Annotated in this window: 18 protein-coding genes; 7 read left to right on the top strand and 11 right to left on the bottom strand. The window is 44.7% G+C overall.

The window, feature by feature from the left end; translation table 11 throughout:
- The 5 genes from A2W93_08905 to A2W93_08885 all read right to left on the bottom strand — a co-directional run bounded on the left by A2W93_08905 (window position 1) and on the right by A2W93_08885 (window position 5,340).
- Window positions 1–1,452 (bottom strand): UDP-N-acetylmuramoyl-L-alanyl-D-glutamate--2,6-diaminopimelate ligase, encoded by a 1,452-nt coding sequence (locus A2W93_08905; protein OFY55276.1) that lies wholly within the window; start codon window positions 1,450–1,452, stop codon window positions 1–3.
- Entirely contained in the window at window positions 1,452–3,581 is a 2,130-nt protein-coding gene (locus A2W93_08900; protein OFY55244.1) for a hypothetical protein, read from the bottom strand. The genes A2W93_08905 and A2W93_08900 overlap by 1 nt, the downstream gene beginning before the upstream one ends.
- Window positions 3,574–3,876: a hypothetical protein gene (locus A2W93_08895; GenBank protein OFY55275.1), complete on the bottom strand. Its 303-nt coding sequence runs from the start codon at window positions 3,874–3,876 to the stop codon at window positions 3,574–3,576. Before A2W93_08895 ends, A2W93_08900 begins: the two co-directional genes overlap by 8 nt.
- Window positions 3,877–3,974: 98 nt before the next feature.
- Entirely contained in the window at window positions 3,975–4,898 is a 924-nt protein-coding gene (locus A2W93_08890) for a 16S rRNA (cytosine(1402)-N(4))-methyltransferase (protein ID OFY55243.1), read from the bottom strand.
- Window positions 4,876–5,340 (bottom strand): division/cell wall cluster transcriptional repressor MraZ, encoded by a 465-nt coding sequence (locus A2W93_08885; protein ID OFY55242.1) that lies wholly within the window; start codon window positions 5,338–5,340, stop codon window positions 4,876–4,878. The genes A2W93_08890 and A2W93_08885 overlap by 23 nt, the downstream gene beginning before the upstream one ends.
- 278 nt (window positions 5,341–5,618) lie before the next feature.
- Between A2W93_08885 and A2W93_08880 the strand changes: the two genes are divergently transcribed.
- The 3 genes from A2W93_08880 to A2W93_08870 are packed head-to-tail and all read left to right on the top strand — an operon-like array spanning window position 5,619 to window position 8,026.
- The gene (locus tag A2W93_08880; GenBank protein ID OFY55274.1) at window positions 5,619–6,437 is read left to right on the top strand and encodes a hypothetical protein; all 819 of its coding nucleotides are present in this window, start codon (window positions 5,619–5,621) and stop codon (window positions 6,435–6,437) included.
- A 39-nt stretch (window positions 6,438–6,476) separates the two neighbouring features.
- A complete protein-coding gene (locus A2W93_08875) occupies window positions 6,477–7,412 on the top strand; it encodes a hemolysin (GenBank protein ID OFY55241.1) in 936 nt (311 codons plus the stop codon).
- Between the two features lie 14 nt (window positions 7,413–7,426).
- Window positions 7,427–8,026, top strand: a complete 600-nt coding sequence (locus A2W93_08870) for a YihA family ribosome biogenesis GTP-binding protein (protein OFY55240.1) — start codon at window positions 7,427–7,429, stop codon at window positions 8,024–8,026.
- A gap of 404 nt (window positions 8,027–8,430) precedes the next feature.
- On the opposite strand, the gene A2W93_08865 is transcribed toward A2W93_08870, so the two are convergent.
- The 3 genes from A2W93_08865 to A2W93_08855 form a co-directional block, all read right to left on the bottom strand.
- Window positions 8,431–9,138, bottom strand: a complete 708-nt coding sequence (locus A2W93_08865) for a hypothetical protein (protein ID OFY55273.1) — start codon at window positions 9,136–9,138, stop codon at window positions 8,431–8,433.
- 126 nt (window positions 9,139–9,264) lie between these two features.
- Entirely contained in the window at window positions 9,265–10,296 is a 1,032-nt protein-coding gene (locus A2W93_08860; protein OFY55239.1) for a 2-oxoacid:ferredoxin oxidoreductase subunit beta, read from the bottom strand.
- A 7-nt stretch (window positions 10,297–10,303) separates the two neighbouring features.
- Window positions 10,304–12,160 (bottom strand): MFS transporter, encoded by a 1,857-nt coding sequence (locus A2W93_08855; GenBank protein ID OFY55238.1) that lies wholly within the window; start codon window positions 12,158–12,160, stop codon window positions 10,304–10,306.
- A 281-nt stretch (window positions 12,161–12,441) separates the two neighbouring features.
- Between A2W93_08855 and A2W93_08850 the strand changes: the two genes are divergently transcribed.
- The 4 genes from A2W93_08850 (at window position 12,442) to A2W93_08835 (ending at window position 16,569) form a co-directional block, all read left to right on the top strand.
- The gene (locus A2W93_08850; GenBank protein OFY55237.1) at window positions 12,442–13,443 is read left to right on the top strand and encodes a hypothetical protein; all 1,002 of its coding nucleotides are present in this window, start codon (window positions 12,442–12,444) and stop codon (window positions 13,441–13,443) included.
- A 634-nt stretch (window positions 13,444–14,077) separates the two neighbouring features.
- Window positions 14,078–14,791 (top strand): hypothetical protein, encoded by a 714-nt coding sequence (locus A2W93_08845; protein OFY55236.1) that lies wholly within the window; start codon window positions 14,078–14,080, stop codon window positions 14,789–14,791.
- Window positions 14,792–15,829 (top strand): hypothetical protein, encoded by a 1,038-nt coding sequence (locus tag A2W93_08840; protein ID OFY55235.1) that lies wholly within the window; start codon window positions 14,792–14,794, stop codon window positions 15,827–15,829. It begins immediately after the preceding gene.
- Window positions 15,826–16,569, top strand: coding sequence for a DNA-binding response regulator (locus A2W93_08835; protein OFY55234.1), 744 nt, complete (start codon window positions 15,826–15,828; stop codon window positions 16,567–16,569). The genes A2W93_08840 and A2W93_08835 overlap by 4 nt, the downstream gene beginning before the upstream one ends.
- Window positions 16,570–16,572: 3 nt before the next feature.
- Here the strand turns inward: A2W93_08835 and A2W93_08830 are convergent, their stop codons facing one another.
- Genes A2W93_08830 through A2W93_08820 form a run of 3 tightly spaced genes read right to left on the bottom strand, consistent with a single transcriptional unit; the run spans window position 16,573 to window position 21,795 of the window.
- Complete coding sequence (locus A2W93_08830) at window positions 16,573–18,402, bottom strand: hypothetical protein (GenBank protein ID OFY55233.1); 1,830 nt, start codon at window positions 18,400–18,402, stop codon at window positions 16,573–16,575.
- A 14-nt stretch (window positions 18,403–18,416) separates the two neighbouring features.
- Complete coding sequence (locus A2W93_08825) at window positions 18,417–19,352, bottom strand: hypothetical protein (GenBank protein ID OFY55232.1); 936 nt, start codon at window positions 19,350–19,352, stop codon at window positions 18,417–18,419.
- 13 nt (window positions 19,353–19,365) lie between these two features.
- Entirely contained in the window at window positions 19,366–21,795 is a 2,430-nt protein-coding gene (locus tag A2W93_08820; protein OFY55231.1) for a hypothetical protein, read from the bottom strand.
- Between the last annotated feature and the right edge of the window lie 9 nt (window positions 21,796–21,804).

The following is a 21,804-nucleotide window of genomic DNA, read 5'->3' as shown; positions in this document are numbered from 1 at the left end:
TTACATTTTTAAAAATTCGTTCAACTGTTCGGCATCATTGAAATGATTTCGGACGCCGTTTATTTCCTGATAGGTTTCGTGACCTTTGCCGGCAACAAGTATGATGTCACCTTTTTTTGCCAGCATACACGCGGTCTTTATGGCTTCGCGCCGGTCGGTAATGCAAACCACTTTTTTCATTTCCGAAATATCAATACCGTTTTTTATTTCGTTGATGATTGTTGCTGGATCTTCGGTGCGGGGATTGTCGCTGGTGATAATAACTTTCTGACTATATCGCGCCATCATTTGTCCCATCAGCGGACGCTTGGTTTTATCGCGGTCTCCGCCTGCACCGGCAACAGTAATTATATCACCACCACCTTCATTCACTTCTTCGATGGTGGATAAAACATTTTTTAGAGCATCCGGTGTGTGAGCGTAGTCAACAACGCCCGTAATACCTGATTCAGTCCTGATTACATTGAATCGTCCATCCACTTCATCGAGCGAACTCAGGGTGATGAGCGCATCTTCTTTTGTCATTCCGCAAAGAACAGCGGTTGCAAAAATGGCGGTGAGATTATAAGCGTTGAATCTTCCAACCAGCTTGAACCATGCTTCTGTACCGTTGATGCTGAGCCCTAACCCAGTGATGGCGTTGTGAATTATCTTTGTTTTAAAATCAGCCGGACGATTCAATGCGTAGCTGTAGCATTTTGCTTTGCTGTGCTGCACCATCACTTTCCCGTTTACATCATCATTGTTGTACAACGCAAATGCTGTTGTTGGAAGATGATCGAAAAAGAGTTGTTTTGCCTTCAGATATTCGGCAAAAGTGCCGTGATAATCCAGATGATCGTGCGTAAGATTTGTGAATATACCTCCTGTGAATTTCAGTCCGTGTATGCGTCCCTGAATAACAGAATGCGAGCTTACTTCCATGAAACAATATTCACAATCAGCATCAGCCATTTCGCGCAGCATGCGGTTTAGTACAAGTGCATCGGGAGTGGTATGTGTGGCAGGATATTCCTTGCCCGGAACAATGTAGCGGATTGTTGAAATCAGCCCTGACTTAATTCCGGTTTTATTGAATAATTCAAATAGAAGGGTGGCTGTGGTAGTTTTACCATTGGTCCCGGTAACGCCAATAAGATTGAGTTGAGCCGAAGGATTACCATACCAGTTGGAAGCAACCTGAGCATAGGTTTCATTGCCGTTTTCAGTATTAATAATGGTAATTCCTTCAAGTTTATCTGCCGGAATATCTGTACAGACAATGGCCACTGCACCTGCCTTTATGGCGTCAGAAATAAAACTGTGTCCATCGGTTTTTACGCCTTTGAGTGCGAAAAACACAAATCCTTTTTTGACATCGCGGCTCGAGGAAGTCATTCCTTTCACGTTGATGTCATCGCGTCCGTGAACAACACGGGCATCAGTGCTAGTCAATATTTCGTGTAGCTTCATCATCGCGGACCAAGCGTTAGTTTAACTTTCATTCCTTGTCTGATGGGTGTTCCGGGTTCAGGAGACTGTGATGCAACCCAGCCTTTACCGCTAAGTGAGACCACCGCGCCTTTGCTTTCAAGATAGGCGATCGCGTCCGGAGCTGCCATTCCACGCAGGTTTATGAGTCTGGCTTTGTCGGGATTGCTCACTCTGTAAGTGAGAGAATCAGAACCCGGATTAATATACACCAGATCATCATTTTCGGCTTCTACTTTACTTTTAAGACTTACGCCAAGCTCCATATACATGTCGATGGCTTTGCTGTAAGCCGAATATATGCAGCCCGGTTCGTTTTTCACAGGAGTATCAACAGTATCTTGCTGCCGCATTTCAACGCGGGTTGCATAAATTTTTTCAGCAATTTCAAGAAAGACCGGTCCGGCGACTGAACCTCCGTAGTATTGTCCTTTTTTTGGTTTGTTTACAACCACAATGCAGGAATAGCGCGGATTGTCGGCCGGGAAATAGCCAACAAAGGATGCGAAATATTCAGGTCCCTCATTGTTTTTATAGCCGCCGGAAGAGGCAATTTGCGCCGTGGCTGTTTTACCTGCAATCGGGAATACTGCATTTTTAAGATTTGTTGCAGTGCCTCTCAGAACCACGCCTTCAAGCAGTTCCTGTGCCAGCTTAATGGTTTTTTTGCTGGCAATTGATTTATTGAGAACAACCGGTTCGAATTTTTGCACGGTTTGTCCGGCATACTGCAGCTCTTTTACAAACATTGGTTTCATCAGTGCTCCGTCGTTTGCCACTGCGTTATATATGGCCAGAATCTGCATGGGGGTCATTCGGAGTTCATAGCCGATTGACATCCAAGGTAGGCTGGTTGCAGACCATGTTTTATCGCTTCTGCTTTTTATATAGGGCTGACCTTCACCCTTGAGTTCAAGTCCAAGGGTTTTGTTGATTCCAAGTTTATACAGCCCGTCAATGAATTGCTGAGGATTTGAACCATATGCTTTTACAATCGTACTCGAAATTCCAATGTTTGATGATAGTTCAAAAGCTTGTCTGATTGTGATGGTCCCATGGCCGCCTTTGTGCGAGTCGGTCATCACTTCTTTTTTACCGTAACGGAATGAACCGTCGCCTGTATTCACCTTGTCTTCGAGGTTTACTTTTCCATCTTCGAGAGCAACCAGCATTGACATTAGTTTGAAACTGGATCCGGGCTCAAAGGCTTCACCTATGGCGTAGTTGTATGATTCAGCATAAACTCCGTCGGGCATTCGCTGAAGATTGGCAATGGCCTTCACTTCGCCGGTTTTCACTTCCATAAGAATGACGGAACCGTGATGCGCTTCGTGTTTCTCAAGATGTGTGGCAAGCGCTGTTTCTGCTACATCCTGCAGATGAATATCAATGGTTGTTACTACGTCTTTTCCATCCTGCGGAAGTATGTCGGCTTTGTCATCAACAGGAACCCAGTTTTGTCCCGAAACACGCTTCATGAGCTGCTTCCCATCGGTGCCGCGCAGCTCTTTTTCATAGGCCCCTTCGATTCCTACCGGGAAGTTGTCGCGGATATATCCGATGGTTCGTTTGGCAAGGAAACCGAAAGGCATTTCGCGGCGGTCGTTCTGCACAACGATGAGTCCACCGCGGTATCTGCCAGCGTTAAAAACGGGAAATGACGCCACTTCTTTCATGTCGAAGAAATCAAGATTTCTTGCAATGCGGAAATAGCGGTTGTTTTGAGCTCTTTGGTTTTTCAGCAGGGTCTTGTATTCTTCGGCAGATTTGTCTTTGAAGAATTCGCTCATGTGTTTGCTCAGCGCAGCAATGCTGTCTTTGAAAAGTTTTTCATCAATTGTTTTGGGGCTGAGATCGACAAACAGATCAAAGCGTGGAACCGAGGTTGCAAGCAGGCTTCCGTCATCGGCAAGAATATTTCCACGTCGCGCCTGGATGTCGACAAATTTCACTGAAAGATTTTGCGCTTTTTGCCGCAGTTCTTCCCCTTCGACAAACTGAATGTGAATCAGCTTGTAGATGATGGCGATGGTAAAAATTCCCGACAGAGCATAAATCAGAAATGCTCTGCTGAAAACCGTTTTATTAACTGTAGTATCTTTTTTACTCATCTTCCGTCTTTTGAACAAATATTTTTCCCGGGGGCGTATGGGATGGAAATATGTTTTCGGGTTTCAGTTTATCACTCAGTTTGCTGATATTGGTTCCCGTCATCAGCCTGGTTTTCGATGAAATGTATTCGCTGCGCAGCTCAATCATTTCCGACTTATATTGCTCAATTCTGAAAACCGTTTTTTCACCGTAATAGGCGTTGGCTATGTAAAGCATGAAAAGAAAAAACACGAAGAGAATGAACGGAAGCTGACGAATCAGCCCTTCTTTTTCGAGGAAGCTGCCAGTCAAAATCGAACCTGCCGAAAACCTGCCTTTCCGCTGCTCTTTTTGAGCTCCGGATTTGGGTTCTTCTTTTTCCCTCATTTCATTTGATATGTTTTTCTTCTCTTTCATATTTTTTCGGCAACTCTCAGTTTTGCGCTTCGGCTGCGCGGGTTTTCGTTTAGTTCTTCTTCTGAGGGTGTCAGTGCTCCGCGTGAAATGTCTTTCCACATCAGGTCTTTGCGTCCCATGATGTTTTCGGCAAATGAATCGTTTGTTTTTTGCGATTTCAAAAACGATTTCACCATGCGGTCTTCGAGCGAGTGATAGGAAATAACAACCAGCCGTCCGCCTGGTTTGAGACAATCGTAACTTTGTTTCAAAAATTCGGAAAGGGCCTCCATTTCATGATTTACTTCGATACGCAAAGCCTGAAAAACCTGAGCAAACAAGCTGTTTTCACGGCCGGGGCGCGCAAATCGGGAAAGGATATCCACTAACTGGAAAGTAGTTTCAACTTGTTTTTCGGTGCGCGCTTTTACAATGGCGTTCGCTATTTTCCAGGCCTGATCTACTTCGCCGTAATTTCTGAGTACTCGAGTAATTTCTTCGGTGCTGTATTCGGCAATAATTTGTTGAGCATTAAACTCTGAAGCTGTGTTCATGCGCATGTCGAGCGGAGCGTCGAAACGGAACGAAAAACCGCGCTCCGGTGTTTCGATGTGATGGCTCGAAATACCAAGATCGGCCAGAATACCGTCCACGGGCAAAGCATCGTAATAGCGCAGAAAATTGCGGAGGAACCTGAAGTTAGAGCGAATGACTGTGATATTTGGGTGTCCTTCGAAGCCATTTACTGAATCTTCGTCCTGATCGAAACCATACACGTGCCCGGTTGTCAGCTGCTTTGCAATCATCAGCGAATGTCCGCCTGCACCGAATGTGACATCGGCATACCTGCCGTCGCTTTTCACAGACAGGTAATCAATACTTTCTTTGAGTAAAACACTTACGTGATGCGTCATTTTTTTATTCCGGGCTGCTGGCAGCATTTCCCATAACATCCTCTGCCAGAGTCGGAAAATCGGCGGATCCGCCGGCGATGAACGCTTCGTAATCGGCTTTCGACCAGATTTCGAGCCGGTCGATGGCCGAAGCAAGAACTAAATCCTTCGAAATGCCGCTGAAGACCATAAGGTCTTTGGGTATCAGCAATCGGCCGCCATCGTCGATATTCACCACGCGGGAGCCAGACATAAACAAACGGATAAAGTCATTGTTTTTCTTAACAAAGCGGTTCAGCCGGGCAATTCCTTCGGTTTCTCTGGCCCAGGTTGATTGTGGAAAAAGCTCAATACACTTGTAAAACACACTCCTTTTCATGACAAACGCCTCGGAGGCCTCACCCGCAAGCTGTTTCCGCAGGGACGCCGGAAAAACGAACCGCCCCTTCGAATCTGCTTTTAAGTCATATACTCCGATAAACGCTGCCATTTCAGGATTTTAATGTGTAAAGTAAAGAAATCTTCCCCACTTTTAGCCACAATTAGCCACTTTGTTGATAACTTTTTACTTATTTAAGGGAAAAAGGTTACAAAGAATTTTTAAAACATTGAAAAACAGATAGATGTAAAATGTGTTTTTGTGGGGAATCCCCTAAAACGGTGAATAACTCACTCAAACGCTGATGTGGTCGGAAGTTTTTACATTTGCAGAACAAAACCGGGATTATGGAAGTTCAGAGTAATCGAATTGAAAACGGATCGCTGATCATCAGTGAAAGAACCATTGATGTAAGGCAGTTGGTGCGTGACAAGAATCCGCGTCTGGAGAGGCTTTTGCCTGGATGTATTATTCGCTACCTGCGGAAAATTTTGCATGAAAAGGAAATCAACGAAACACTGTTTTTAAACCGCGAGAAGAAGGGTATTGAGCTGGTAAACGCAGTGTTGAAAGATTTTGGTGTAAGCATCAACATCAATGGAATTGAGAATCTCAATAGTCAGCAGCGTTTTTTACTGGTTGCCAATCACCCGTTGGGTGGCCTCGATGGACTTGCTCTAATTGAGACGGTGGGCAGAGTTAAACCTCCCATCCGTTTTCCGGTGAATGATTTTCTTCTTTATCTGCCCAATATGCGGGAGTTGTTTATTCCGATAAACAAAGTAGGTGGGCAATCCTCGTCCGGAGTGAGAGCGCTGGAAGAAGCCTTCGCTTCCAATGACAATATTCTGTATTTCCCTGCCGGTCTGGCTTCCAGAAAAATCAAGGGAAAAATTGTTGACCTTGAGTGGAAAAAAACATTTGTGCAGAAAGCCAGACAGCATCAGAGGGCTGTGATTCCAGTGCATGTGAGCGGACAAAATTCAAAAAGGTTCTACCGGATAGCCAACTGGCGCAAACGATTGGGCATAAAACTCAATATCGAAATGATGTTTTTGTCTGATGAAATGTATCGTCAGAAAGGACAAACGATAACAATAACCTTTGGCAATCCGATTCCGTACACATTCTTTGATAAAAGCAAAAAAGACATTGAATGGGCAGATTTTGTGAAACAAATTGTGTACAGTCTGCCACAAAATGATTAATTTTACCACCTTGTTTTGTTTTTTGTACATAGGGATATTATGAAGCCGCTGATAGACAAAGTTTCACGCGAAGATATACTCAGAGAACTCTCTCCTGAGCGCTTTGTCCGTTATACAAATTTCGGTCATAACGAGATTTATATTTTTCTTGGCGATGATGCTCCGGCATTAATGACGGAAATTGGCCGGCTGCGTGAAATTGCTTTCCGCGAAGCAGGTGGTGGTACCGGCGAGCCTGTAGATATTGACGAATTCGACAAAGGCTCCAATGCCTATTATCAGCTGATTGTGTGGAATCCGATTGAGCAGGAAATCATCGGCGGTTATCGCTATATCAAGCTGAAAGATACACATCCCGATGAACATGGGCATTATCATTTGGCCACAACCCACATGTTCAGGTTCTCTGAAAAGTTTATGGATGATTATTTTCAGGACACCATAGAATTAGGTCGCTCATTTGTTCAGCCGCAATATCAGCCTTCGCGCGACAGCCGCAAGGGGATTTTTTCGCTTGACAATCTCTGGGACGGACTTGGTGGGCTCATCATCATGCATCCTGAAATAAAATATTTCTATGGCAAAGTAACCATGTATCTGAAATATGATCAGTTTGCCCGCGATGTTATTATGGCTTTTCTGATGAAGCATTTCCCGGATCGCGATAATCTGGTTTGGGCTTATGTTCCGCGTCCTATCCGCACAACAGAAGATGTCATCCGGAATATTCTCCACGGAAAAACGTATGAAGAGGACAAAACATTGTTGATGCGGTTTGTCCGCAGTCGCGGAATGAATTTTCCACCACTGGTGAATGCTTATATGAATCTCACCAATTCAATGAGAACATTCGGTTCCTCGCTGAATGATACGTTTGGCGATGTAGAGGAAATCGGCATCCTTGTTAATATTGCCGATATTTACGAATCGAAAAAGCATCGGCACCTGGCTTCTTTCTATAAGGGCCGCGAATAATTGTTTCTTTTACCATGATTGCAAAATATATTGCCGGTTGCACAACCTGGACAAAGTGTCCCCCCGCTAAATTACCGGAGTACGCTTTTACCGGGCGTTCCAATGTTGGTAAGTCATCGCTTATCAATGCAATGACCGGAATAAATAAATTGGCTAAAATCAGCTCCACGCCGGGGAAAACGCAGATTATTAATCATTTTATCATCGACAATTGCTGGTATCTGGCCGACCTCCCGGGCTACGGGTATGCAAAGATTTCGAAAAAAACGCGCGAGAAATGGGGTCCCATGATTCGCGAATATTTAGGTCGCCGCGAAAACCTGATGACCACTTTTGTGCTCATTGATTCCCGCCTTGAGCCCCAGAAAATCGACATGGAATTCATCGATTGGCTGGGCGAGAACAGCATTCCGCTGGCACTTGTTTTTACCAAAGCCGATAAGTGTACGAAGAACGAACTCAAGCGTAATGTGGATGCGGTGCTGAAAAAAGTTTCAGAAAACTGGGAAGAGCTTCCGGCACACGTAATTACTTCTTCGGAAACCAGAGCGGGAATCGATGATTTAGTGAAATTTATTGAAGGGGTGAACCTCCAGTGGGATCCCCGAGCTTAGTATTATTTAATTCAGTCAAAGTAATTTCCGTTCTCAAATTGCAACACTTTACATCGCTGTGGAATTTACTGCAAAACCGCTTTAGATGCTCCATCTTATTTTGTCCGCAGATAAGCGCAGATTTTCACAGATGGTTTGAATAAACTGCTGCGCAATTTCTTCAAACAGAAGTGTACATAATGAATCAATATTCATCGCAGATGAAGCCTGATTCACATCTGTGTAAATCAGCCCTGCTGGAGAATCTGAGAAAATCTGTTTAATCTGTGGACAGATGTTTTAATGATGCCAGGCACCGGAATCGGATTTAATAAACAAAGTAATTAACTTCCGGGAGTTTCGTGCCTTCACGTAAAACGTGACAAGTTGTGTCTTTGTGGCGCGCGATACAGTGTTGCTGTAGTTTATTGAAGGGGTGAACCTCCAGTGGGATCCCCGAGCTTAGCATTATTGAATGACGAGTTGAGTGAGTGGCGCTTCATGCGAACCAGCCCAAAATACCACATAAAAATCACAAATGGGAAAAACAATATCAGCGCCCATGTTTTCTCAAGCATGAGTAGGAAATCGTAGATTCCATGCAGCAGAAACGGCATGAAGAAAGCCATGAACAGCTGCCATGATTTGCCGGCAGGCAGAAATTTGGCGAGTCCGAAACGGTATCCCATCACAACCCCAAACAGCATGTGAGCCGGAACAGCCGTGAATGCACGCAAGTAGCCGACTGAGGCAGAATCATTCCCAACTACATACATAATGTTTTCGACCAGCGCAAATCCGAGCGATACAATGCCCGCATAGACAATGCCGTCGAAGCGCTCGTTGAAATGTCTTGAGCGAAAAAACAACAAATAAACCGCCAGCCATTTGAAAATTTCCTCGGTGAAGCCGGCTACTGCAAAGGCATCCAAAAAGGCTCCGGTTGAACCGGAATATTTGTCCACATATTTTGTGATGAATATTTCAACAAATAAGATCGGAATCACAATTACTGCTCCCGCAATCAAAGCCTTGATGAGCATTCCGATGGGTTCTTTTTCGTATTTGTCTCTGTAATAAAGATAAAACGCCAGAAGGAAAATTGGGGCAATGGCAAGTAGCAATAAATTCATCTTCTTTTTTTGTGTAAAGATAATAATGATTGGAAATTCGTAGTATAACATTGGTAAAACAATTCTGAAAGATAATAAAAAAACCGGCCTTGAGAGCCGGTTTTACAGGAAATGTGATCGGAAATATTATTTGATTTCCCAGGTGTCGCCGCTGTTGAACAGGTCGTCCATGCATTTTATCTTGCTTCCGGCTTTCACTTGCTCGATCTGCTCTTCCATCAGGTCGTCGTAAGTGGCGGCAGCGGCAGCGCGGATAACGCCAAAGGCAATCGGGCTCGACAGTTTGGCAAGCATGAGGTGCATGCCGGGATCCGGATTGTGCATATCATGAATGAGAATATCTTCTTCAGTAATTCCGTTTTCGCCGATGGTAACTGCTTCGAGTATGCGGCCGTTCAGGCGGATGCCTTTGTTCTTTTCTGCACCATAAAGCATGCGCTCGCCATGTTTCAGGTGAAGCTGCATATCGGCGCGGTGTTCTTTCGAAGTGATGTATTCGTGCACTTTGTCGTTGAAGATAACGCAGTTCTGCAGAATTTCCACAATCGAGGTTCCGTCGTGCTTGGCTGCTTCGAACATGATTTCGGTCATCATTGGCGGGTTGGTGTCAATGGCACGTGCGAAGAATGTTCCCTGTGCACCAATAACTAGTTCGCCCACTGAGAAAGGATGCTCGATGGTTCCGAAAGGCGATGTCTTTGTCTGGGCTCCCAGCGGGCTGGTAGGTGAGTACTGTCCTTTGGTGAGACCATAAATCTGATTATTGAAAAGCATCACGTTTACGTCGATGTTGCGACGGATGAGGTGAATGAAGTGATTTCCACCGATGGCCAATGAGTCACCGTCGCCGGTTGGAATCCAGACGCTGAGGCCCGGGTTTGCAATTTTTACACCTGAGGCAATGGCATGCGCACGTCCGTGAATACCATGAAATCCGTATGAATTTACATAATACGGAAAACGTGATGAGCAGCCGATTCCGGATACTACCACGTAGTTTTCCTTTTTGTAACCGATTTCCGGGAACACTTTGGCAACTGCATTCAGGATACTGTGGTCGCCGCAACCTGGGCACCATTTCACCATCTGGTCGCTGACAAAATCTAATTTAGTCAAAGGAACCGGTGATTTTTCTATGCTATTTCTGATAACGCCCATCATAATTTTAAGCTTTTAAGATTTGACTGAAATTTTCGACCAGTTCGTGTGCTGTGAATGGCTGTCCCTGCACTTTATTGTATTGCAGATAAGGAATTTCTGGGTAATTGATGCGCAGATAACCGGCAAACTGACCCATGTTGAGTTCGCAAACCAACACTTTTTTGAACGATGCAAGCAGTTCGCGTGTGTTTTTCGGCAGCGGGCTGATGTAGCGGAAATGGGTGTGCGCAATTTTCATTCCTTTGGCTCTGGCTTGTTCAACAGCATCTTGTACCTGACCTTTGGTGCCACCCCAGCTCACAACGAGCAGATCGGCATCGGCCGGGCCGGTAAAATCCTGCAAAGGCAAATAGTTGGCAATGCGCTGAACCTTTTCAGCACGAAGATTTACCATCAATTCATGATTCGCCGGATCGGTTGTCACCTCACCATAAATATTTGATTTTTCAAGTCCACCAATGCGATGACGCAGACCTTCGGTTCCGGGAACTGCCCATTCGCGTGCGAGGGTTTCCGGATCGCGGTCATAGGGTAAAAATTTGCCTTCGCCGTCTTTTCTTGCTTTGGCTTTGCGAGGAGTAATAGTAGGAAGTTCGGCCATTTTTGGAACTTCGATTACTTCGGAACCGAATCCAATATATCCGTCGGTGAGACAGATGGCAGGAGTCATATGCTCCAGCGAATATTTAGCGGCTTCGTAGGCTGTATAAAAGCAGTCGGCCGGAGAAGTAGCAGCAATGATGAACATAGGCGCTTCGCCGTTTCGGCCATACAATGCCTGTAATAAATCGGACTGCTCGCTTTTGGTGGGAAGTCCGGTAGAAGGACCGCCACGCTGAACGTTAACAACCACCAGCGGGAGTTCGGTGATTACGGCCAGACCCATGGCTTCTGATTTCAGGGACAGACCAGGACCAGAAGTAGATGTGCAGGCAAGTGAACCCGCAAAGCTGGCGCCGATGGCCGAGCAAATGCCGGCGATTTCATCTTCGGCCTGAAATGTTTTCACACCAAGTTCGCGGTGTTTGGCCAGTTCCATCAGAACTTCCGTTGCAGGAGTGATGGGATAAGAACCAAGAAACAATTGTAGTCCGGCTTTTTCGGCAGCAGCCATCAGTCCCCAGGCGGTGGCTTCGTTGCCATGAATGTTGCGGTACTTGCCAGGTTTCAGCTGGGTTTTGGGAACAACATAGCTTGGAATTGCCTCGATGGTGTTGGCAAATTCATAGCCGTTTTTAATAACGATTTCGTTGATCTTAATCAGCTCTGGTTTCTTCTTGAAACGCTTTTGCAGATAATCATCGGTGGCCTTCAAATCGAGGCTGAACATATTGAACAACATACCCAGAACAAACATGTTTTTTGTTTTTTCTGCCGTTTTGTTGTCAATGCCCATGTCTTTCAGACTGCCCTTGGCAAGTGAAGTGATGGGTGCATGAATAACATTAAACCCGTCCAGACTTCCGTCGTAGAGTGGGTTTGTGGTGTATCCGAGTGGAGCCAGAATTTTTTCTTCAAAACTGTCTTCATCGGTAAGGATGGTGCCGCCCTTTTTAATGTTATTAAGGTTGGCTTTCAGTGAGGCCGGATTGAATGCGACAAGTATATCGCACTGATCACCTGGTGTTAATACTTTTTTGAATCCGAAATGAACCTGAAATCCGGAAACACCGGCAACGGTATTTCGCGGAGCCCGGATTTCCGCCGGGAAATCGGGAAATGTTGACAAATCTTCACCAGCTAAAGCGATGGTTTCAGAGAAAATGGTTCCGAGAAGTTGCATCCCGTCGCCGGAGTCACCGACAAACTTGATGACAACATCGTCTTTGTTAACCACTTTTCGGTTATTTTGTGCAGTCATACGTTGGTAATTAAAATTGTGCAAAGGTATATCGATTTTCATATACAAATTAAAAAAGATGTTCTTAAAAAAGTCAATATTAATGTTGATTTTTAATGTTTTAATAATTGAAATCCGCACTAGTTCCTGCTTTGCATCATTTTTTTGAACCGATCTGAGTTTACTGTTTGAGAATTCAAGACTGTAAGTCAGATATATGCAGTTTGTTGCATATCTAAAAAATGCTTCGGTACAACTTTTGTTAAGTCCGGCGGTCTAAAAACCACCAAATCCGGATTTTTATGAAGAAATTATTACTCCCACTGCTGATTATCATTGTTTTATCGACCGGTTGCAGCAAATGGGGCTGGGTTACGCTTCAGTATCCAAACCCGCCGCAACTTACCCTGTCCGATGATATCAAGACCATCACTATTGTAAATCGCTCGTTGGTGAAACAAGACGACAAGGATAAAAATATTCTCGAATCGGTGACTTCGGCCGAAGTGGCGGGTTCCGATAAACTGGCTTCCGATGAATGTGTCAAAGCCGTTTTTGACCGCATGAACGGATGGTCGGATATCAGCATTGTTATTCCTGAAAAAACAAGATTGTATGGAACCGGCACCCGCGAAACGCCGGAATTGCTCAACTGGGATACCGTACAAGCCATTTGCAACACCAATAAAGCCGATGTGTTGCTGGTGCTCGAAACCTTTGATTCCAATTCTGATTTGGTTGCTCAGACTGTCACTAATCAGGTGGGAGCAATCATTACAGGCGAGAGCCAACCGGTAGTGCCACGTCAGATTCGCATGAATGTGATCAGCTACTGGAGATTATACGACCCGAAGGATAAAAAAATCATTGACCAATATCAGACGCAGACCTATATTATGTTTGACAATCCGAACGGGCTGGTGATACCGCCGCCCGAAGCGTTGCCGCAGACCGCTTATGCTGCCGGAAGTGAATACATCAGTCGTTTTTTGCCAAGCTATTATGTGGTTCGGCGCGATATGTACAAGCGCGGAAAAGCCGATGCCAAACAGCAATTTCTGCGCGGTTTCCGTCATGCCGAAACATCCGACTGGTCGGGCGCCATGGAAATCTGGAGGCCGCTCACCAATCACCCGAAGCGCAAAGTGGCCGGCAGGGCCTGTTTGAATATGGCCGTTGCCTGCGAAGTGAAAGGCGATTTTCAGGCCGCCTACGATTGGGCAAACAAAGCCTACGTCGATTATCGCGATAAAACCGCCCGCTACTATGTGAACGCGCTGAAATACAGACTGAGTCTTGAGTAGGGAACGAAGTGGCTTGTGGCGCAACGCACAAGGAGCCGAAGGCGTCAAAGAAAGCTGCGAAGCACCATCCGATGCGCCGGCGGCGCAATATAAGTTAGCCTTGGGCGCCAGCCTCAGGGACAAGAAGACGCGAAGCACCTTTGAAGTGGAAAGCTTGCAAAGTTTTTAAAGTAGAAAGGTGACGTTTGCGCCTGCAGCATGATGAGCCCTGTCTGCTGTCACACTGAGCCCCGCTGTCATATTGAGCCCTGCGTTCCGCAGGATAAACTCCGTCGAAATATTGATAGCGGGGTAAAATCCGTCGAAGCACGAACAGCAGGATATACTCTGTCGAAAAGCTGCTTTGTATTTGGCTTGTTATTGACTCTGACTTCCCGACGATTCCACGTCAGCAAAGCTGCAATGACAACCTGTGCAAGCTGACGGTAGAATGTCGGAGAGATCAATGCTCAATGCGCATTGTGTGTCTGGCTCCCATCATTCTTGTTCAGCTCCGGGCATTGGCGAATCTTTTTCATCAGTTTTGCATCTCTTCGTATCTTTACCGGATAAAAACAGCCATTGACCGATTTGGGTTTTCGGGCGAAGTGAAGTGAACATACCTTTGTTGCACTAACCTGAAAAACTCAAAAAAATGGAAACTCAATGCACGTATAAACAAAGGACTATGAAGCGAATCGTATTCGGATTATTGGTAATAGCAGCCGGCGTATTGTGGATGTTGCGCAATATGGGTATGATGGACGATCAGATGGTCGGAATTATTTTCAACTGGCCCATGCTTTTACTCGCCATTGGTTTTATATCCCTGTTCGGCGATTCAAAAATTTTCGGAATTATAATGATGGCTGTTGGCGGTTTTTATCTGGCCAGTCACATCTATGAAATTCCTGTTGAATTCAAACAGGTGTTCTGGCCTGCACTTATTATTATTGCTGGCGTTATGATTCTTTTTAAAGCGGGACATACTTTTAAAAGCCGCATCCGCAAACAGGCCAGATCCAATGATCTGTTAGATGAGGTGAATATCTTTGGAGGAGGTGAAATCAGGGTGACATCCAAACAGTTTCAGGGAGGAAAAATAGAAGTCGTTTTCGGTGGAAGTAATGTGATTTTACTCGACAGCGAACTTGCCGAAGGCGATAATATTCTCGAAGTTACGGCTGTTTTTGGCGGTTTCAAACTGATTGTTCCTGCTCACTGGAATGTAAAAATTGAATCGTCGAATGTTTTCGGCGGAATCGTTGACAAAAGAATTATGACCGGAACCGTTGATATGTCTCGGACATTGGTTATCAGAGGCAGCGCAGTGTTTGGCGGAGGTGAAATCACCAGCATTCTCGACTAAATGAAAAGCAGAAGCCACGTTTTTTTCTCCTATTTTTCAGCATGGATACTCATTACAGTATTCTATGCTGTTTTATTGTGGGTGGCTTACAACATTGATTTCCGCTGGGCTGTCGCCGATAGCGTAATCAGCACTACCTTGCTTTTTATCAATGGGCTGGCATTGTACTTCATGCTTCAATACGAAGATCACAAGCGGTTTTCAAAAGCAAGATCCGTTTTTCAAATGGTTTTCGGATACCTGGTTGCAGTGTCATTGTTTTATATTGTCAGTGATCCGTTGCTGCAATATATTTCGGAATCAAACGGAGTGTACCGTTCGCTCTACGAACTTTCGCGCATCCCGCGGATGATTGTGGCAGCAATGCTTTTGTTGCTCATGCTGCTTGCATTCCGACTTTATAAAAACCTGCAGGTGCTGCGCGAAAAAACAGAGCAGGGAATGCGTTTGCAGTCGATGCTTCAGGAGAGCGAGCTTAATGCTTTGCGGTGGCAGATCAATCCGCATTTCCTGTTCAACAGTCTGAATTCGGTAAGCTCGCTTACTATTTCAAACCCTCATCAGGCGCGCGAAATGATCATAAAACTCAGTGAGCTTCTGCGCTATTCGCTTCGTAAAAACAATGAGCAGTTTTCTACATTGGAACAGGAGATCAATCATATTCGTCTTTATACCGATATCGAAAAAGTGCGCTTTGGTGATCGTCTGAACGTGGCTATTCATGCGCCTGAGGAGTGCCTAAGTATGAAAATGCCTTTTCTGATTTTGCAGCCGCTGATCGAAAATGCTGTTAAGCATGGCGTGTACAGCACCGAGAAGCAAAGCGACATTCAGGTGAATTGTGAATGCAACGCACCTTTTCTGTTAATCAATATCGAAAATAGTTATGATCCCGAAGGGCGCACCAGGACTGGTACAGGAACCGGCCTAAGCAATACTGCCGGACGCATTCGTCTGATGTATAAGGATGATTCATTGTTCAGAACAAATGATTCCGGAAGTGTGTTTAAAGTAACTTTAAAAATTCCGCAGTTATGAAACTCAGTGTGATTATTATAGACGATGAAAAGCCTGCACGTGACATCATTGCCTCGTATGCGGCACAGCGTAATGATCTTGAAATTTCTGGCGAATGTCAGAATGGTTTCGAAGCGATAAAAATGATCAATGAAGTAAAACCGGATTTGATTTTTCTAGACATACAAATGCCGAAAGTTGATGGGTTCGAATTGCTAGAAGTTTTGGAATATAAGCCGGCTGTCATTTTCTGCACAGCATACGATCATTTTGCAGTGAAAGCATTTGAAAAAAGTGCGGTTGATTATCTTTTGAAACCGTTTTCTGAAGCGCGTTTCAATGAAGCTGTGGACAAATTGATTCTTCAAAAAAAACAAAGCGGTTCCGTGCATGAAAAAGTTATTTCTGAAACTGACGCGATGCGCGAAGAAACCGGCGAAAAGATTTTGCGCGTAGTTGCGAGACTTGGAAGCAACCTGCATGTTATTCAGGTCAGCGACATCCGCTTCATCGAATCACAGGATGATTATGTGCTGATTCATTGCAGTAAGGGCGATTTTCTGAAGGAAAAAACAATGAATTATTTTGAGAAAAATCTGCCTGCTGAATTTCTTCGGATTCACCGGAGTTATATTGTGAATATTCAATGCATCGACAAAGTTGAGTTGTATGAAAAGGACACGCATCTTGTCACGCTGAAAACAGGCGAGAAACTGCGCGCCAGCCGTGAAGGATATAAGAAATTGCGGGCGCTGCTGTAAAAATTATTTATTGTACAATTTCATTTCAACGCGGCGATTGGGTGCAAACACAGTATCGTCGAACACCCTATTGCGGTAGGAAACGATGACAAATGCGCCGAGATTGAAACGTGTATTTATTTCCCTGGCTAATGATTGCATCTCTTTCAGACTGCCGTTTCCGGTGAAATAGGAATATCCGTTGCCTTTTTTCAGCGAAGCAACATCGTATTTATTGTAGGTTCTCCACTCAAAATAATCTTCCTGATTTTCTTTGGCGACATAGCCAATCTGCGCATGGAATGTCAGGTTGGCAAGTTCGCGATCGCTTGAAGTTGTTCCGGGTTTTCCAACGATGCGCGAAGCGCTGATCCCTGCCGTTGTGAAATATTCTGTCACAGCATTGAGACGATCAGTCACCAGTTGGGTGTTGATTTTTTCGCTGCCCCGAACATCGGCAAAAGAGATGAGGGAAAGGTTCAGATAATCATATTTTTTCATCAGTCCAATCAGACTGTCCATAGTTCCTGTGTATTCCGGATCGATAGTGCTGGAGCCGGTTTCAAAGAATGCATATAAAAGGCTGGGATCAGCATTGTAAACAAATGGTTTTGTTGTATCTGCAGGTATTGCAATAACCGGTTTTTCGAGGTTGAAACTAAAAATATCATTGCCGCCTTTTGAGTCAGGATAACGGTTTGAGACCAAATAGCCTTCCCAGGGATAGTCGCTGTAAACAATGGAGAAATCGTTTCCGATGCTGTTGATTGGCGATTTCATATTTACAGGATTACTCCATTTCCCATTGTTGATGCGCGATACAAAGATGTCAAGATTGCCATATCCCGGATGTCCGTCCGACGAAAAATAAAGCAAAGAGTCGTGTGCAGTGACATATGGAAACATTTCGTCGCCGGGTGTATTTATCGCGGAGCCCGCATTTACTGCGGTTCCCCATGTGGCGCCAGTGAGATCGGAATAATAAATATCGGTGCCGCCAAATCCGCCAGGCATGTCTGAAACAAAATAAATCCGGCTTCCGTTGTTTGAGAGACAGGGATGCGAAAACACATATCCTGTCGGAGTTTCAGCAGGAACAAAGTGTTTCTGATCAATGCTGATTATTGAGGGACTCAATTCGTCGCCAGCTGGTGTGATTTTTATTTTTTTCGTTAGTAGAATTTCTTTTCCATATGCCGGAACATAAGCTGTGAAGCTGCTGGAATCGGTGACCGGTAATTTTTTATGTTTAACGAGGCCTGACGAGAAACTGAAAATATTGAATATTTGCGCATCAGTATATTTGCTGGTTTCGCCTGCTGCAGTCAGAAATGTACGGCTGTTGCTGCTGAAGTGCAGAACTCCACCCGACATCCATGGAAACATCTCGTCGCTTGTAGTATTAATAGCAGGAATTTTTCCGGTCGAATACTTAGAATTGTATTTATTCCAAACCACCAGACTATCGCAGGAACGGATGCGCTGATCACCTTTGAAATCGTCAGGGAATGCTGTCTTATAAAGGTTGTACTGTTCTTTGGCCTGTGCATATTTTTCGTTTATGCGCAGCACTTCGCCAAAATAAAAGCGTTGGATATTTTCCTTTTTCGAATGCTGCATCACCCTTTCATAGGTTGCTTCCGCTTTGATGAAATCATGCAGCATGATGTAACAATAGGCCAGATTGGTGAGGTCTGCATATTCAGGCAAGCTCCCAGAGGTCGCTTTTTCAAATAAAACAGCAGCCTCGGAATAGTTTCCTTTATTCATCAGCTCTATCGCATTGGCCGATTGAGAAAAAAGATTAATTGAAAAAGAAAAAATCAGAACAGAAAATAAAATTAATCGCATCATAGGAGAAATGAATATTAGTTGAACAGTGGAGTGCTCCTGCTGTTTTGACGGAGAGCTCCATTTTTGTATATGCGATAAGTCAGATTGATTTCATGACTTCCGCTTGAATAGTTTTTGATATCGCTCATGGTCAGATCGTATGAGTAGCCAATGCAGAAATCGTCAAAATCAAGTCCGACCATCATTACTACAGCATCTTTTATACGATACGAACCACCCAGCCAGAACCTGTTTTTGTAGCCAAAGCGACCATTGAAGTCCATTTGCACAGGGGTAGTTTCCTGAAATTGAAGCAGGAATGATGGTTCGAAAACAAAATCATCGTTCAGATTAAAAGTATAGCCACCATTTGCATAATAGGTTCTTTCAACAGGATTGTCAACCATACGGTTTATATCAAACAGGTCTTTTTTAACTTCGAGCATATTTTGAATAGAAAATCCAAGATAGTATTTGTTGGTTTGTGAAAGATATACGCCAAAATTGGCATCGGGGCAGAACTGATTGTTGAAGCCATTGGTGATGGCAATATCATCTGGTTCATTGGTGGTGAGTTTGTCTTTGTCAACGAAGTGCTGAAAGAATACTCCGGACAGACCAAAGCTTAGTTTGCGCGAAAAGTCGCTGTTGAGTTTCAGCTGATAGGCAAACGAAACATTCATTCCGGTGCGTCGGGTTGGCCCCGTAACATCGTTGAAAAAATATCCGCCAATACCTACATTGCTTCCAAGATATGAATGTGCCGACAGCGACTGCGTAACCGGAGCCCCGTTGATTCCATCCCATTGTTTACGGATGTTGAAGTTGATGGGGATGTAATTGTAGTTCCCTGCAATGGCCGGATTGAGGACAAAGCGGTTCATCATGTACTGACTGTTCAGTGACAATTGCTGAGCAAAAGTGGCTTGCGCAAACAGCATTAAAACCAGTGGTAGAAATATTTTTTTCATAACAATTGTATTCTTATCGGACAATGGTGATTGTTCCCTGTAACGTTTGGCTGTCAGGGGTCAGCCGGATGAAATAATAATAGGTTTCGGCAGGAATCGGATTTCCCTTCCACATTCCATCCCAGGGCGTCCAGAGACCATCAACGACATAGACTTCCTGGCCCCAGCGGTTGAAAATCTGATAGGTAGCCTTGGGGTAGAGCTCGCTGTTTCTGATTACCCAGTCATCGTTTATTCCATCGCCATTGGGTGTGAAAGAAGAAGGAATATTAATGCAATCAATTTCTACTATTTCAACTACTACGTCTGCATTTCCTGTGCAACCCATCATGTCAGTGACGATCAAAGAATAGGTTCCGGCAAGTAAGTCACTCAGCGATGCAGTAATGTCACCGGTATTCCACAAATAATCATAATTGCCGTTTCCACCAGTTGCATACGCCGAAATAGTCCCGTCGCGCTGATCGCGGCAGGTGACCGGTGTTGTTGAATAAACTATTGCAATGCTGTCGGGTTGTGAAATTGAAACACTGTCGATGATAAAGCAGCCATGGTCATCGGTCACAGTCAGCACATATGTTCCTGCGGGTAATGAGTAAATATCAGCGGTTGTGGCATCGTTTGACCAAAGATAATCGTAGGGAGTTGTGCCTCCAATTACGGTTGTACTTGCTGTTCCGGTGCTGCTGAAAGCGCAATAGGCATCGGTGTACGAAATGTCTGAAACCAGCTGATCGGGTTGTGAAATCGTGGTTACGTAACTGCCGGTACATCCGAGCGTGTCTGTTATTTGCAATGTGTATTGGCCGGCAGGCATATTTGAAATATCTTCGGTAATGGCAGCAAGCACATATTGCGAGTTTAACCAAGCATAGACATAAGGTGCGGTGCCGCCTGCAATAGTAATGTCAATAGCTCCGTTGCCAAGACCATTACATGAAACATTCGTAATGTTTTCAACATATGTGAATGCTGCGGGCTGCAGAATTTCGATGGTATCAGCTGCATTGTTCCCGAAAGCATCGGTGATGGTAACAGAATAAAATCCTGCATGTAGTTCATCAACGAAGGTATCAATACTGCCAGTTGACCACAGAAATGTATAAGGAGATGTTCCTCCTGAAGCGGTGGCTTCGGAAGAAGCATCACTGCCACCAAAGCAGGTAACACCAGTACCAGCCAGCGTAACGGTGAGCGGATCTGAAGGTTCACTGATATAAACACTGTCAATGATGGTGCAGCTATGGTCGTCGGTAACAATCAAAGAATACCAACCTGCAGGAATATTGCTGAGATTCTGTGTGGTGGCTCCATTTGACCATATGAACAGGTAAGGAGGCACACCACCGCTGATGGTTGTGTTTATTGATCCGTTCGATCCGCCAAAACTGGTTACGTTGGATGATGTTATTGAAAGTTGCAGTTCAGTAGGAGATGAAACAATGGCTGAATCATTCAGATAACATCCATTTGCATCCGTCGCAGTAACATAATAGGTGTCGTTGCTGAGCGAATCCTGATCTTCTTCGGGCCAGGAAAGGGTGTAGGTGCTATTTGCCCACTGATAGGTATAAGGCAATGTGCCTCCACCTACAGAAGCATTTATACTTCCAAGCACTTCGCCATAGCAGTTATTATCGACCGATGTCACGCCCAGCGTCATTTGTGGAGGATTTGTGAGTGTAACAGAAGCCGTCGAAGTGCAATTGTTTGCATCGGTAATAACTACAGAATATGTATTGGCTGCAATTCCGGAAAGATCCTGCGATGCCCATGTTCCGCTATTCCAGTTATAAACGTATGGCGTCGTTCCGCCCCAAACAGTGAGATCGATGGAGCCGTTTGCATTAGCAAAACACAATGGATTGACAAATGTTGTTGATCGATCAAGTGCTTGTGCGGGCTGCGTGATAATGGTGCTATCTTTTTTAGAACACCCTTTCGAGTCTGTTATGGTAACCAAATAAAAACCTGCTGCAATATTATTGCGGTCCTGTGTGGTTGCACCCCCCCAGTTATATATGTAGCCAGGCGTTCCGCCTGAAACATTTAAGTCGATACTGCCGGTGCTTTGTCCGTAGCATTTAACATCGACTTGTGTCAGGCTGGAGCTGAGTTGTGGCGGTTCTGTAACATTAAAAATATCAAAAGCCACACAACCTGTTCCCTGATCAATCACCTGCACATCATAATATCCTGCGGGCTTTCCGGAAATGTCAGAAACCCCGGTTTCGCCGGATGACCATGAAATAGTATAGGGTCCGGTGCCGCCAATTATTGTGAGGTGAACGGTTCCCATGCTTTGTCCATAACAGTTGTTGTGTGTCCCGGTCAGTGAAACTGAAAAACAAGGTGCGGGCACATCCCCTGTTGGTGTATCCCCATTATCGGCGAAAACCGCCGATATCCACAAAAAAACTAAAACACTTGCAATTATTTTCATTAAAAAAAG

The sequence above is a fragment of the Bacteroidetes bacterium GWF2_43_63 genome (assembly GCA_001769275.1).
Classification (GTDB): Bacteria; Bacteroidota; Bacteroidia; order Bacteroidales; family DTU049; genus GWF2-43-63.
This window is presented reverse-complemented; position numbering and strand designations above follow the sequence as displayed.

Excerpts from the sequence above, each read along its gene's own strand:
- A2W93_08905 (OFY55276.1), bottom strand. The coding sequence starts at position 1,452 with ATGAAGCTACACGAAATATTGACTAGCACTGATGCCCGTGTTGTTCAC.
- A2W93_08900 (OFY55244.1), bottom strand. The coding sequence starts at position 3,581 with ATGAGTAAAAAAGATACTACAGTTAATAAAACGGTTTTCAGCAGAGCA.
- A2W93_08890 (OFY55243.1), bottom strand. The coding sequence starts at position 4,898 with ATGCTGCCAGCAGCCCGGAATAAAAAAATGACGCATCACGTAAGTGTT.
- A2W93_08885 (OFY55242.1), bottom strand. The coding sequence starts at position 5,340 with ATGGCAGCGTTTATCGGAGTATATGACTTAAAAGCAGATTCGAAGGGG.
- A2W93_08875 (OFY55241.1), top strand. The coding sequence starts at position 6,477 with ATGAAGCCGCTGATAGACAAAGTTTCACGCGAAGATATACTCAGAGAA.
- A2W93_08870 (OFY55240.1), top strand. The coding sequence starts at position 7,427 with ATGATTGCAAAATATATTGCCGGTTGCACAACCTGGACAAAGTGTCCC.
- A2W93_08865 (OFY55273.1), bottom strand. The coding sequence starts at position 9,138 with ATGAATTTATTGCTACTTGCCATTGCCCCAATTTTCCTTCTGGCGTTT.
- A2W93_08860 (OFY55239.1), bottom strand. The coding sequence starts at position 10,296 with ATGGGCGTTATCAGAAATAGCATAGAAAAATCACCGGTTCCTTTGACT.
- A2W93_08855 (OFY55238.1), bottom strand. The coding sequence starts at position 12,160 with ATGACTGCACAAAATAACCGAAAAGTGGTTAACAAAGACGATGTTGTC.
- A2W93_08850 (OFY55237.1), top strand. The coding sequence starts at position 12,442 with ATGAAGAAATTATTACTCCCACTGCTGATTATCATTGTTTTATCGACC.
- A2W93_08845 (OFY55236.1), top strand. The coding sequence starts at position 14,078 with ATGGAAACTCAATGCACGTATAAACAAAGGACTATGAAGCGAATCGTA.
- A2W93_08840 (OFY55235.1), top strand. The coding sequence starts at position 14,792 with ATGAAAAGCAGAAGCCACGTTTTTTTCTCCTATTTTTCAGCATGGATA.
- A2W93_08835 (OFY55234.1), top strand. The coding sequence starts at position 15,826 with ATGAAACTCAGTGTGATTATTATAGACGATGAAAAGCCTGCACGTGAC.
- A2W93_08830 (OFY55233.1), bottom strand. The coding sequence starts at position 18,402 with ATGATGCGATTAATTTTATTTTCTGTTCTGATTTTTTCTTTTTCAATT.
- A2W93_08825 (OFY55232.1), bottom strand. The coding sequence starts at position 19,352 with ATGAAAAAAATATTTCTACCACTGGTTTTAATGCTGTTTGCGCAAGCC.
- A2W93_08820 (OFY55231.1), bottom strand. The coding sequence starts at position 21,795 with ATGAAAATAATTGCAAGTGTTTTAGTTTTTTTGTGGATATCGGCGGTT.